The sequence below is a fragment of the Aeromonas sp. 603757 genome (genome assembly GCF_049171255.1).
GTDB classification, from domain to species: Bacteria; Pseudomonadota; Gammaproteobacteria; order Enterobacterales; family Aeromonadaceae; genus Aeromonas; species Aeromonas veronii_A.
This window is the reverse complement of record NZ_JAAKOE010000015.1, coordinates 1-12,543: the sequence shown is the minus strand read 5'-3', so window position 1 is coordinate 12,543 and position 12,543 is coordinate 1. Positions and strand designations below refer to the sequence as shown.

Genomic DNA, 12,543 nt, shown 5'->3' with positions numbered 1-12,543 from the left:
CCGTTACACCTTCAGCGTGCGCTCGTTGCTGCGTCCCCACAGGGGATTGATGATGGCGCGCGTTCCCCAGATCCCAGTGATCATGCTGGAGAGCAGACCCAGAATGAGGGTGATGGAGAAGCCCTGCAGCGGCCCGGAGCCGATGGAGTAGAGCACCACGGCGCAGATGAGGGTGGTGATGTTGGCATCGAAAATGGTGTGGAAGGCCGAGCGATAGCCAAAGTCGATGGCGTTGGCCAATGAGCCCCCTTCTCGCAGACGGTCCCTGATCCGCTCGAAGATCAGCACATGGGTATCCACCGCCATGCCCACCGTCAGCACCAGACCGGCGATCCCCGGCAGGGTCAGCACGGCGCCCGGCAGCACTGCCAGCATGCCGACCTGCATCAACAGGTTGGCGACCAGCGCCGTGATGGCAACCCAGCCGAATTTGCGGTACCAGGCCATCATAAACAGCATCATGCCTGCCATACCGAAGGCCAGTGCGGTGAAGCCCGCCTCGATATTCTGCATCCCCAGCGTCGGGCCAATACTGCGTTCTTCCAGGATCTTGAGAGGGGCGGTGAGGGCGCCGGCACGCAGCAGCATGGCCAGCTCTTGCGCTTCCGGCAGACTGCCAATACCGGTGATGCGGAACTGGTTGCCAAGGGCGGTCTGGATGGTGGCGACGTTGATCACCTCGCTCTGGGCGCGCAGTTTGCCCTGGGCGTTGGTCTTGTACTCGGTGAAGACGGTCGCCATCGGCTTGCCCACATGCTGGCGGCTGAACTGGTTCATCTTGCTGCCACCCAGGGTGTCGAGCACGATGTTGACCTGGGGTTGACCCATCTCGCCCATATTGGCGCGGGCATCGACGATGTGCTCGCCGGTCAGCACCGGCTTGCGTGCCATGCCGACGGCCTGACCGTTGCGATCGGCGATATAGAAATGGCTATCGGCTTTGGCCTCGTAGAAGGCCAGCGAGGCGGTGGCCCCGATCACCTCTTTCGCCTGCTTGGGGTTGTGCACCCCGGGCAGTTCGATACGGATACCATCCTGCCCCTGACGAACCACCGAGGCCTCGACGATGCCGAGTTCGTTGATCCGTTTTTTCAGGATCGACAGGTTCTGGGTCACGGCGTTGTTGACCAGCAGGGTGCGCTCAGCATCGCTCAGCACCAGTTTCAGATCATTGCCGGAGCGGGTCAGCTTCCACTGATCCTGTCGGGTACCGGCACTCTCCTTGATGATGGCGAGCCAGCTCTCCTGTTCGGCGACCTCCGGCAGGGTGACGGCTACCGCGCCCTGTGCGCTGCGCGTGACGCTGGCGCCGCGCAGATTGGCTTCACGGAAGCGGGGGCGCAGGGTATCCACCAGATTCTTGGTCTGATTGTCGATGACAAAGTCCACGTCCACCCCGATAAGCAGCTGGGAGCCGCCACGCAGGTCCAGTCCCAGCTTGATGGGATCGGCGCCGAGGCGGGTGATCCAGGTCGGCGCGTTGGAGTGAAACTCTAGGGTCAGGGCGGCACTGTCGACCCCTTGCTGCTCCAGCAACTGCTTTGCGCGCTGCTGCTCGCCCTGGCTGGCAAAGACCAGCTCGACCCGCTCAGGTTGCTCAATGACCTTGATCGGGGTCAGGTGCTTGTCGCTCAGCAACATCTGTTGCTGGGGGGTCAGGCGCTGCTGTCCGTGCAGGCCGAGGGAGGGCTGCTCACCAAAAAAGGTGGGCAGGGAGTAAAAGGTAAAGGTCAACAGCATCAACAGCAGCAGTGCGTACTGCCACTTGCTCATGCGGTTGAGAACGGTGCGATTGCTCTTTCTCATGGCAAACAAGCCTCTGTCAGGAGAATGGTGCCCGGGCCGATAGCAACAAGGCTCGGCAAGGCGCAAAAAATGGGATGCATCAGATGCGGATCAGGCAGTCGCCGGATCCGTCAGGAAGAGGAGATGAGCAAACAGTGGATGTGCCAGCCCCTCCGGGGTCAGGCGTTCAGATAGCTCTGGGTGAAGCGGTATTGCAGATGTTGGCGCTGTAGATGGCGCCGATGGATCGCACCGAAGCGATCGCGAAAACTCTGTTTGTGATAGAGCTCGGGGGCCAGCATCAGCCAGCCGAGCAGTAACAGCAGGATGGCCTGGGCCGACCAGCTCTGGATCAGCTCGTAGACCACACTCTTGGGCTGGTTGTCACTGCGCAGGGATTGTTCGAGACGCAGCAGGTGATTCTGATGGCTGCCGACAAACTTGATGATGCCATCATCGCTGTCGCTAAGCTGATTGAACACCTGAGTCTGCTGCTGTTCACTCTGGGGAGATGCGGGTAGCAGCGGGCCTTCCATTCGGGCGATGGAACAAAGCAGGGTGAGGGCGATAACCAGAGTTACCAGCACCAGTTTTACTTTGTCGATAAGGCGCAAAAAGTTAATTCCCGATAAATAGGAAGGGCAAACTACCATAAGCGCCCGGTTTGAACAAGGTTGCCCCGGGCACATGGCACCATTCGGTGCTGGCTGTCAGCTGCCGCTCATCTGCTTGAAGTCGCGGGCATAACCCTTAAGCAGGGAGTAGAGATGGGCCCGCTGAGAGATATCCAGCGACTGGCTCATGGCGCTCAGCCAGTTGACGGTACGCTGGCGCGACTGTTCGGTATAGCCGGTAAAGCGGCCATCCATCAGCCCATCCCCCTCGGCCAGCAGGTTGGTCAGCTCGCGGGTAAAGTCGGGACTCTGGCGCTGCTTCATCAGCCTGTCCAGCTCCTGGGTCCAGGACTCCTGAAACTCGAGCCAGGGGGGCATCAGCTCGTATTGCCATTCGGCCCACTGGGCCACCAGTGGCGCCTGTGCCGGTTTCACCTCGCCAATCCAGAACTCGAGCCGCTTGTTCATCTTGTCGCGAAACTCTGCCAGCATCTGCTCTCTGGGCTCAGTGGCAAAGTCCTTTTGCCGCTCCTGTTGCCGCTTGACCCGATCGGTCATGAAGCGGGCCACCTGCTCGTCGGTCAGGGTGCGCGCCAGCCTGACCGCGCGGGGGATAGTGTTTTCCAGCGTGCGGGTCAGGCTCTGCTGCACCGCATCGAGATTGGTCGAGATCTGCTCCGGCGTCATGGGGCTGGCCACTGCCTTGGCCAGCGCGTCGAGATCCTTGGCGTAGCGCGGCAGCTCGTGCTGGCGATGCCAGGCCATCAGCCCCTTCACTTCACGGCTGAGCAGATCCTTCTGCGAATAGGAGAGGGCAAAGTAGTCATCCAGCTGCCAGATGATGGCGGTATCGAGCCAGTAGTAGATCACTCGGGTGGAGCAGCCGGTCAGCAGCAGGCCGATCAGCAGCAGACCCCAGGTTTTCGGCTTGTGCCAGCGCACCTTGTTTATCATCTGTTACTCCAGTCGTTGCCGGTTGATGGCGATCAGGGTGTCATAGTCGAGTGAGGGCTGTTGCTCTGCCATCAGCAGGGCCCAGAGCAGGCCGATATAGTCGACCCAGGGTAAAAATGCCTCGCTCTGAAAATCGGGCCACTGGTGGCGCGGCACGGCCTGCAGATAGTGCGCTTCCAGCTCGTCGCGCCGCTCGGCGGGCCACTCATGGGTGCGCTGGATGCTGGCGAGCTCAAAGCCGGGGTGACCTGCCGCGCCATACTCCCAGTCGATGACCCAGGGTTTGCTTCCCAACAAGTTAGCCGGATTGAGATCATGGTGGCAAGGGCGCCAGCAATCATTTGGCTCACTGCTGACGAGCAAGCTCCGCTCCAGGGCGGGCAGCCAGGAGGGGATGTGTGCCAGTCGGGCGCGATAGCCCGCCGCGTGGGCTCGCACCGCCATCACCACCGCAGGTAGCGGCAGGCGATGGAGCTTGCGCAGCACCTCAGCTAGCAGACGGGGCTGATCGACTGCCGGTGGCGCCGCGTGCACCCAGTTTGGCTCATCGCACCATTCGAGCAGCATCAGACCGCTGGCGGGATCGCCATAGTGGCAAGGCAGCGCTAGTCCTTCGGCTATCGCCCCCTGATAAAGCTGCCACTCGGTGGGACGGTCGATACCAAGGCGCACCGGGTCGGAGTGGCCCTGACGCAAAAAGTAACTGCGCCCCGAGGGGAGGCGCAGTCGATAGTTGCAGTTGGTCAGGCCTAACCCGAGTGGTTCCAGCTGCCCCTCCCGCCAGGGGGCGGGCAGGCTGGCCAGTAGCGGATCACAGTTGCCTGTCACCGGGAGCCTGTTACCAGCCAAAGGTGGATTTCTTCGCCTGTTTGCGGATCTCTTTCTGATCGGCCCACAGCAGTTCGCCGTTTTGCAGATCCATCAGGTTCATGGTCATCTGGTAGTAGACATCCTTCACCTTGCCATTGTCCTTGACGATGCTGGCGAGGTTGCCATAGACCATGTAGCGGGCACCGGTCTGTTTGCCAAGCCGCACCATGGAGGCAGGATCCACCATGCCGCTGCTCTGCTGGTATTCGAGCTGCTGCTTGACGGCGGCCACCTTGCTCATGTCGACGAAGCGGAACTTGCCGGCCCGCAGCAGCTTGGTGCGGATGGTATCGGTGATGGCTTCGGTATCGATGTGCTCGGAGGTCTTGTTGCGGATGGAGTCCATAAACATCACCGGACGACCGCCTGCGGTGATCTCGCTGGTGGCAGGGGAGGCGAGCATGGAGTCCGCCATCTTGTCGGCGATGGCCTGCAGATCGCTTGAGCCGTAATCGACGGTGACGGTTTCGGTTTCAGTGGGATCGCCATAGCTGACGGTGGTGCTGGAGCAGCCGCCCAGCAGCAGCGCGCCGGTCAGGATCAGCAGGGCATGATTCATTTTCATCAGTAGGATTCCTCAATCACTTCGCGTACGTAAATCCGGTAACCCTGCGCCGCCGGGCTGGGCGCCAGGGCCGAGAGGGTGCGGGTCTGATAGCCATGCAGCTTGATGGGGGTCCAGCCGCGGCCATCGCTGGCGACCTCCTGACCAGCCTCATCATACCAATAGAAGATATATTGCAGCTTGTTATCGCCGCGCTGGGTGCTGGCGGCGGCCACATTGACCTGCAGCAGGCCATTTTGCTGGCGGCGGCTCAGCTCGGTCAGGGTAACGTTGACGTTTTGATGCTGCTCCAGCGTGGGTGCACCGCCCGCCGGGCCATAGAGCGCCACGCCGGAGGTGTTGGTGGCGCAGCCGGTCAGCAGCAGCGCGAGCCCGAGGGCCAACCCGTATGCTTTCATCTTGCTCTCCTTAATTGGAGTGAGTGGGGTAGCACTGGGGCTGCCCGGTTAATCGTCTTGCTCATCTCTCTTTGCCGCTTGCTCAGAGCGGCATCACCCGGGTGGTCAGGCCGGCGCCGAGGCGCTGTACCCAGACCAGGGTGGTGCGTCCCTTGTGGATGGTGAGCGGCAATTGCCGCTGCGCCGCCCCCGCGCTCAGGGTGAGGTTGATGTCACTTGCTGGCACCATTCCCTGCCAGCTCGATGCCTGAGCTGGCAGCGTCAGCCAGCTGCGGGTATCGGCCCGCTCGGAGAGGGTGTTGAAGATCCCCACCAGAATATTGCCCACATCCCCTCCCTCTTTGGCGGCGGTGCGGCGCATCTGCTCCTTGGCCACCAGTCGCAGCGCCTGGCGGGTCAGCATGCCGGGCAGCCGCTCTTGCAGATCTTTGGCGGCCAGCGCTTCCAGCCTGACCAGCTCGCTGGTCTGCCAGGCCCGCTTGCCGACTTCCACCGTCAGCGGGCCGGTGTCGCTGGCCCGATTATCGTAATAGGGGATGGCGACGGTAAAGGTGCGAAAATCGCCGCGGGAGGTGGAAATGGGGAGCGGCAGGAACAGTTCTCGCCGTGCCGGGATCAAACCATCTTCAAACAGCACCACCAGTTGGCCTTGATCTTTTGCAAGCGGCGGCGCTTTGCGGCCTATCTTTTTCTCGGTCTCGCGGATCTCGTCCGGTGAGCCACGCAGCCGCGCCAGACGCAACAAGGCATCTTGCAGGCTGCGGTTGTCTGGCGCTATCTGGTAGCCGCGCTGATAGTCGACCCAGGCATCGTTGAGATCCCCGGCCGCCTCATAGAGCACGGCGGAAAAGTAGAAGGTGTAGGCGTTCTGAAAACCGTTCTTGACCTTGCCGATCAACCGGTCGAGATCCGGTGCGCCGCGCGACATCAGCTGGCGTATCTCGCCTTCTGCTTCGGCCTCTTCGCTCTCATCCTTCGCTTTGCGCACCTCATCGGCTCGCCGTTTCAGGGCCTGCTCCTGCACCTGATTGGCCCGGCGTACCTCCACCAAGGCGCCATCGGCATCTCCCCGTTGCAGGTAGTTGAGGGCCAGATAGTGGTGCAGCATGGTGCGTTCGTAATCGGGGGTGAGATAGGCCATCGACTGGTCGTTGGTAAGCAGGCTGCCCACCTGATCGAGCCCGTGACTGAGCCGGTATTCGGCCTGATTGTCTTCCCACTGAAGGCGGCTGTCGGCGGCGGTGAACGCCTGCTTGCTGTCCGCATCTTGCCCCGCCAGCCAGGCGATACGCCCCTGTTCAAGGCGATCGAGGACAAAGGTGTCATCGCCGAGGGTGGAGTCGCGCACTTCGGGCAGCGCCTCGGCGGCATGGCCCAGCAGCAGCTGGTTGCGCAAGGGCACCATCTGGTCGGAGTAGGAGACAAACATATCCTGCCAGTGGGAGGCGCAGCCTCCCAGCAGGAAACTGGCCAGCATCAGGCCGGCCAGTCGAATGCTCGGGAGTATCACAGGCTGAGCAGGGGGCCCAACGGCTCGCCGCCGACCAGATGCAGGTGGATGTGGTAGACCTCCTGCCCACCGTGGCGGTTGCAGTTCATGATGAGGCGGTAGCCATCTTCGGCGATGCCCGCATCGCTTGCCAGCTTGCGGGCCACGGTGAACATCCGGCCAAGGGCCAGTTCATGTTCGGCTTCCACGTCATTGACAGTGGGGATCAGCACATTCGGGATGATCAGGATATGGGTCTTGGCCTTGGGCTGGATATCCCGGAATGCGGTGACCAGATCGTCTTGATAAAGGATGTCGGCAGGGATCTCTTTACGGATGATTTTGCTGAAAATGGTTTCTTGCGCCATGGCTAACTCCCTTATATGAAAAAGAAAATTGAACTTGCATCCCAAGCGGCTCCCGAAAGAAGGCGAGCAGCGCGTCAAGTGTGACACAAGCCGAGATTTGACACAGCTGATGTCCCATTCCCTTCAGTTATTGTTAAGAATACCGATAGCCAGAGGGACGTCATCTGCAGCGCCTGTTCAGGGGTCTGCAGGGTATCAAAAGGACGGGGTACTCAGGCAAGGGACTTTTGCATATACAGCGGGACAATAATGAAACAAACAATGTCGGATCTCTCCATCTTGCAGCGAGTCTACCTTGGCTTCGCGATCCTGGTGGCCGTGATGGTGGCCAGTTCACTACTCACATTTCGTAGTCAGAATACCCTGGGGGGAGCGCTGGAACAGGTGACCCGGCAGTCTATGCCGCTGGTGATTGCCAGCAGCCAGACCCAGATCACCCTGCTTAGTGCCAACAAGTGGCTGGGGGATGTGCTCACCGAGCAGGACCCCAAACTGCTGCCTGCCGAAGTGGCCGAACTGAAACAGGCCAAGGCCGCGGTGGGCAAGAGCCTCGATGCCTTGCGCCAGCAGGTCGCCCACCACCCCGAACTGCAAGGGGAGATGGGCACTCTGAGCCAGCAGGTCGACAGCTACCTGCAACTGACCGATACCCTGCCGGGCGAACACGAGGCGCTGCTCACCCGATTGCACAAGGTCAATCTGGCCAAGGGGCAGTTTCAGGTCAGCTTGCCCCAGTTCAAGAAGAGTCTGGGGGACATGATGATCACCATCGACGACAGCTTCATCAAGATGCTCTCCGAGACCCTGACCACCAAGCTTTCCGCTATCGAACTCTCCACCATGGATGCCCTCAACCAGAGCATTCCGGCCCCCATTGAAGCTGCGCTCAAGCGCAACAGGATGCAGATCGAGGGGTTCAACAGCACCATCAAGGATCTGCAGGGTGAGCTCAAGGATTTCGACAACAACATGGGTCACTACGTCCACGGTTTCGTGCGCGATACGACCGGTAATGAAGGTGTCCTGGCCCAGTATCTGGCGCTGATGCAACAGCAGGAGCAGATGCGGGAGAAGAGCAAGCAGGCGAGTGCGCTCATCGTGGCAATTCAGGATCGGCTTGAGCGGATCACCGATCAGAGCCAGCAACTGATGAACCAGAGCATTCAGCATGCCAAAGCCGCACAGAGCCAGAGCACCCTGACTCAGGGAGCCAGCATAGCGGTCGCCATCCTGATTGCCATGCTGGTGGCTTATACCCTGGGCAAGGCCATTCGCCGTCCGCTCAGGGAGTTGCTGCGGGTGCTGACCGAAGTAACCCAGGGCGACATGACCCAGCGCATCGGTTTTCAGAGCAAGAATGAATTTGGTCAGCTGGGCAGCCAGATCAACCTGCTGATTGCCCAGATGGGGGAGGTGCTGGCACAGCTTTCACAAGCGTCTGCCCAGCTTAACGATGCCGCCCACGGCAACCGTCGCACCACCGAATCGGTGCGGGCGGATCTGGAGAAACAGCGGCAGGAGACCGCCTCGGTCGCCGCCGCCATGACCCAGATGGAGGCATCGGTGCGGGAAGTGGCGCAGGCCGCCAACCAGACTCTGGAGCGAGTGATGGATGTGGAGAAGGCCTCCGAGATGGGACGCAAGGTGATGGCGGGCAATATCACCACCACCCATCAGCTGGCGGGCAAGCTGCAACAGACCGGCAAGGTGATTGGTGATGTGAGCGCCATGAGCAGCCAGATAGGCAACATCCTCGATGTCATTCGCGGCATTGCCGAGCAGACCAACCTGTTGGCTCTCAACGCGGCCATTGAGGCGGCGCGGGCCGGCGAGCAGGGGCGCGGATTTGCGGTGGTGGCGGATGAGGTGCGCAGTCTGGCGGGCCGCACCGCCCAGTCCACAAGCGAGATCCAGACCATGATCGAGAACCTGCAGCAGGGGGTCGCCAAGGCGGTAACCGTGATGCAGGAGTGCTCCCGCGAGATGGACAGTTGCGTCGAACAGAGCTCCCACGCCAACAACGCCATGGAGGAGGTGCAGGGGATTGTGGTGCTGATCAGCGACATGTCGAGCCAGATCGCCTCTGCCGCTGAGCAGCAGCAGGCCACCAGCGCCGACATTGCCACCAACCTCAACCGCATCTCCGATATCTCGGATCTCAACTATCAGGGGATTGAGCGGGTAGCCGAGACCAGCCAGCAGCTGGACTCCCTTGCCGAGCAGCAGGAGAGCCTGGTCAAGCGCTTCCGCCTCAGCGCCTGATGGTCGAGAGTTGAAACAACAAGGCCCCGCAGATGCGGGGCCTTGTTATTGCGGTAGTCAACGCAGGAATTACGCGTAGGCGATGGCGCCCTTGCCGACCCCTTCATAAGCGACAATCTTGACGAACTTGTCGCCCACCATCTTCTTCACTTCGCGGGCGATGTAGCAGGCCAGCAGCTCGACCGTGGTGTCGGTGTCGATCATCTCTACCTCGGCGGTGGGGATGGCCAGCTGGAACAGCCCCTGGGGCGCCATATATTTGAAGCCGGTGTGATGCTCGCCAAGCTGGGCATTGGCGCGGGGGCTCAAGGTGAGCTCGGTCAGTGCCACCTTGTCCTCTTCGGTGCCGAGGTAGATATCGCCCCAGCGTTCGGCCCAGTTGAACTCAAGCTCCTGGTCGCGCTCACCATCGACGTGGATCTCGATGGGGGAGCGGTGGCCGTGGGCGATGCGCTGGCAGTTGCCATCGTGCTTTTTCAGGCCGTGGCTGTAGTGGTAGAAGGCACCGGTGATCGCCTCCTGACGCAGGGTCAGGGAGAGATCCTTGATATTGCCCGGCAGCCGTTTGGCCAGTACCGCCAGCAGGTAGCGGGTCACCGACTCTTTATCAACTTGCGGTGCCGGGATAAAGGCGAAGCCCTGGGATGGGCAGCGCAGATGGATGGAGCGCCCCTGGCGCAGCAGATCCACTGTGCTTTCGTCGCCATCCAGTGTCTCGACGTGGATCAGCGGGCACTCTGTCGGCACCAGCAGCTTGTGGTCCACCTCTTCATCGATGATCGACTTGATCAGCTTCTTTACCCGGCCAAAGTCCAGCAGCATGCTCATTTCGTTCAGCTCACCGCTCATTTCGATATCTACCAGCCAGCTCTCGCCCACCATGCCGCGGCGTTCGCACAGGTAGCTGGAGTCGATCACGGTCAAATCTCTTACAAATAACTTCATCAGTCAGGCCTTGCTACAGAGAAAGGGCAGTTTTGCGCTATTATGACCCGCGATTATCGGCAAAGGAACTGGAACCCCCCATGAACAAACTGCTTATCAAAAATGCCACCCTGGTCAACGAAGGCCGCATCTATGCCTCCGATGTGTTGATCGAGGGGGAACGGATTGCCCGCATTGCCCCGGATATCGAGGCGCCCGATGCGCTGGTTATCGATGCCGCAGGTCGTCATCTCATCCCCGGAATGATCGATGATCAGGTCCACTTCCGGGAGCCGGGATTGACCCACAAGGGGACTATTGCCAGCGAATCCCGTGCCGCCGTCGCCGGTGGCACCACCAGTTTCATGGAAATGCCCAACGTCAATCCCCAGACCACCACCCTCGACGCCCTCGAAGCCAAATACCAGATCGCCGCCAACTCCTCCGTCGCCAACTACAGCTTCTATCTCGGCGCCACCAACGACAACCTCGAAGAGATCAAGCGTCTCGACCCCAAGCAGTCCTGCGGGGTCAAGGTGTTTATGGGCTCTTCGACCGGCAACATGCTGGTGGACAATCAGGAGACCCTGGCGGCCATCTTCCGCGAAAGTCCGGTGATGATCGTCACCCACTGCGAAGACACCCCGACCATCGCCAAGGCCGAAGAGGCGGCGCGAGCCAAGTGGGGCGAGAATGTGCCGATGGGCGAGCACGGCCGCATTCGCAGTGACGAGGCGTGCTACAAATCCTCCAGCATGGCGGTGGCGTTGGCCAAGCAGTACGGTGCCAAGCTGCATGTGCTGCATCTGACCTCGGCCAAGGAGCTGTCGCTGTTTACCGCCAGCCACGACCTGAGCGAGCTGAAGGACAAGAACATCACCGCCGAGGTGTGCGTTCACCACCTCTTCTTCAATGAAGCCGATTACGAGACCCAGGGCAGCCTGATCAAGTGCAACCCTGCGGTGAAGAGTGCCGCCGACCAGCAGGCACTGCTGGATGCGGTACGCAACGACGTGCTCGACATCATCGCCACCGACCACGCGCCCCACACCTGGGAAGAGAAGCAGAACAGCTACTTCAAGGCACCGTCCGGCGTACCGCTGGTGCAGCACTCTTTGCAGGCGCTGCTGGAGCTCTACCACAACGGCGTGTTTACCCTGGAGACTATCGTCAAGAAGACCTCCCACGCGGTAGCCGAGCGCTTCCAGGTGCAGGATCGCGGTTATATCCGCGAGGGGTATTTCGCCGATCTGGTGTTGCTGGATCTGGGCAAGCCCTATGTGGTCAACGATGACAACATCCTCTACCACTGTGGTTGGTCGCCCTTCAACGGCTACCGCTTCCACAGCACGGTCGAGATGACGTTGGTGAATGGCCAGATCGCCTGGCAAAACGGGCAGGTTACTGACCAGCTCCTGGGCAAGCGGCTGACCTTTAACCGCTGATTGTTCGCAAAGCAGGCGAACGCACCGTTGCTTAGGAATTGGCGGCGTTTCCCTGTTGACAGGGCGGGGTCATCTCCATAAACTCTGCCCCCGTCAGCCGAGCTGACTCCGTCGGTGTGTAGCGCAGCCAGGTAGCGCATCTGCATGGGGTGTAGAGGGTCGGAGGTTCGAATCCTCTCACACCGACCAAATTCCCCGGTAAAGGCCTTGTCAAACGACAAGGCCTTTTCTTTGGCTCTGTCCCAATTACGTGTTGAAAGGCTAATCTTGAAGTAGGCCATCACCTTGAGGTCTACCATCATGGATACCCCAGCCTTTCAACACCTGTTGTCCCTTTTTCCCCAGTTAACCCTGCGCCAGCGCCGTGTTGCTCAGCAGGAGCTCACTGCACCCCACACCATTACCTCGCTCAATACTCAGTTACCGGCATGCAGTGGCTGCCCCCATTGTCAGGCCGATGTTACCCAGCTGGCGCCTTGGGGATGGAGTCGGGGACTGCGCCGCTACCGTTGCAAACTGTGTCTGCGCACCAGCACCGGTCTGACCAAGACGCCCTTGGCCAGATTGCGTAAAGCACAGTGCTGGGAAGACTACGCGCAAGCCCTCATCGAAGGACTGACTGTCCGCCAGGCTGCGCGGCGCTGTGGGGTCAGCAAGAACACCGCGTTCCTCTGGCGTCACCGCTTCTTGCGCGCGATGGCAACCCATCAGGCCACCCGGGAAGAGGGCATCGTTGAGGTTGATGAGACCTTCTTCCTTGAATCGTTCAAGGGGCAGCGGGGACTGCCGCGTCCACCACGTCATCGCGGTGGTAAAGGTCGAACTCGTGGAACCGGGCCAGATTACATCCCGGTGATGGTGGTACAAGA

General features: G+C 60.6%; 12 protein-coding genes and 1 tRNA gene. 4 read left to right on the top strand and 9 right to left on the bottom strand.

Features of this window, described 5'->3' with window-relative positions:
* Nucleotides 1-3 precede the first annotated feature (3 nt).
* The 8 genes from secD to hinT form a co-directional block, all read right to left on the bottom strand.
* A complete protein-coding gene (gene secD, locus G5332_RS14475) occupies nt 4-1,806 on the bottom strand; it encodes a protein translocase subunit SecD (protein ID WP_421311306.1) in 1,803 nt (600 codons plus the stop codon).
* Nucleotides 1,807-1,964: 158 nt separating this feature from the next.
* Complete coding sequence (locus G5332_RS14470; protein ID WP_043819384.1) at nt 1,965-2,399, bottom strand: hypothetical protein; 435 nt, start codon at nt 2,397-2,399, stop codon at nt 1,965-1,967.
* Nucleotides 2,400-2,495: 96 nt separating this feature from the next.
* On the bottom strand, nt 2,496-3,353 hold the full coding sequence (locus G5332_RS14465) for a DUF6279 family lipoprotein (protein ID WP_236354174.1): 858 nt from the start codon (nt 3,351-3,353) through the stop codon (nt 2,496-2,498).
* 3 nt (nt 3,354-3,356) lie between these two features.
* On the bottom strand, nt 3,357-4,181 hold the full coding sequence (locus G5332_RS14460; protein WP_254204278.1) for a phosphotransferase: 825 nt from the start codon (nt 4,179-4,181) through the stop codon (nt 3,357-3,359).
* 10 nt (nt 4,182-4,191) lie between these two features.
* A complete protein-coding gene (gene lpoB / locus G5332_RS14455; protein ID WP_005302153.1) occupies nt 4,192-4,788 on the bottom strand; it encodes a penicillin-binding protein activator LpoB in 597 nt (198 codons plus the stop codon).
* Nucleotides 4,788-5,186, bottom strand: coding sequence for a YcfL family protein (locus tag G5332_RS14450; RefSeq protein WP_005334038.1), 399 nt, complete (start codon nt 5,184-5,186; stop codon nt 4,788-4,790). The genes lpoB and G5332_RS14450 overlap by 1 nt, the downstream gene beginning before the upstream one ends.
* A gap of 82 nt (nt 5,187-5,268) precedes the next feature.
* Nucleotides 5,269-6,663, bottom strand: coding sequence for a COG3014 family protein (locus G5332_RS14445; protein ID WP_421173163.1), 1,395 nt, complete (start codon nt 6,661-6,663; stop codon nt 5,269-5,271).
* 29 nt (nt 6,664-6,692) lie between these two features.
* Nucleotides 6,693-7,043 (bottom strand): purine nucleoside phosphoramidase, encoded by a 351-nt coding sequence (hinT, locus tag G5332_RS14440; RefSeq protein ID WP_266133813.1) that lies wholly within the window; start codon nt 7,041-7,043, stop codon nt 6,693-6,695.
* Between the two features lie 249 nt (nt 7,044-7,292).
* Here hinT and G5332_RS14435 point away from each other — a divergent pair, with 249 nt between their 5' ends.
* On the top strand, nt 7,293-9,305 hold the full coding sequence (locus G5332_RS14435; protein ID WP_216979043.1) for a methyl-accepting chemotaxis protein: 2,013 nt from the start codon (nt 7,293-7,295) through the stop codon (nt 9,303-9,305).
* 69 nt (nt 9,306-9,374) lie between these two features.
* Here G5332_RS14435 and G5332_RS14430 read toward each other — a convergent pair whose 3' ends face one another.
* Entirely contained in the window at nt 9,375-10,250 is an 876-nt protein-coding gene (locus G5332_RS14430; RefSeq protein ID WP_167558073.1) for a 6-pyruvoyl trahydropterin synthase family protein, read from the bottom strand.
* Nucleotides 10,251-10,330: 80 nt separating this feature from the next.
* Here G5332_RS14430 and G5332_RS14425 point away from each other — a divergent pair, with 80 nt between their 5' ends.
* From G5332_RS14425 to G5332_RS14415, 3 genes are all read left to right on the top strand, one after another.
* On the top strand, nt 10,331-11,674 hold the full coding sequence (locus G5332_RS14425; protein WP_421173164.1) for a dihydroorotase: 1,344 nt from the start codon (nt 10,331-10,333) through the stop codon (nt 11,672-11,674).
* A gap of 112 nt (nt 11,675-11,786) precedes the next feature.
* Nucleotides 11,787-11,863: transfer RNA gene (locus G5332_RS14420), tRNA-Pro, on the top strand.
* 111 nt (nt 11,864-11,974) lie between these two features.
* The coding region (locus G5332_RS14415; protein ID WP_421311305.1) for an IS1595 family transposase at nt 11,975-12,543 on the top strand (569 nt) is incomplete at its 3' end.

What these genes read in the sequence shown, in the direction of transcription:
- hinT (WP_266133813.1), bottom strand. Translation starts at nt 7,043, where the DNA reads ATGGCGCAAGAAACCATTTTCAGCAAAATCATCCGTAAAGAGATCCCT.
- G5332_RS14445 (WP_421173163.1), bottom strand. Translation starts at nt 6,663, where the DNA reads ATGCTGGCCAGTTTCCTGCTGGGAGGCTGCGCCTCCCACTGGCAGGAT.
- G5332_RS14425 (WP_421173164.1), top strand. Translation starts at nt 10,331, where the DNA reads ATGAACAAACTGCTTATCAAAAATGCCACCCTGGTCAACGAAGGCCGC.
- G5332_RS14450 (WP_005334038.1), bottom strand. Translation starts at nt 5,186, where the DNA reads ATGAAAGCATACGGGTTGGCCCTCGGGCTCGCGCTGCTGCTGACCGGC.
- G5332_RS14430 (WP_167558073.1), bottom strand. Translation starts at nt 10,250, where the DNA reads ATGAAGTTATTTGTAAGAGATTTGACCGTGATCGACTCCAGCTACCTG.
- secD (WP_421311306.1), bottom strand. Translation starts at nt 1,806, where the DNA reads ATGAGAAAGAGCAATCGCACCGTTCTCAACCGCATGAGCAAGTGGCAG.
- lpoB (WP_005302153.1), bottom strand. Translation starts at nt 4,788, where the DNA reads ATGAAAATGAATCATGCCCTGCTGATCCTGACCGGCGCGCTGCTGCTG.
- G5332_RS14435 (WP_216979043.1), top strand. Translation starts at nt 7,293, where the DNA reads ATGAAACAAACAATGTCGGATCTCTCCATCTTGCAGCGAGTCTACCTT.
- G5332_RS14465 (WP_236354174.1), bottom strand. Translation starts at nt 3,353, where the DNA reads ATGATAAACAAGGTGCGCTGGCACAAGCCGAAAACCTGGGGTCTGCTG.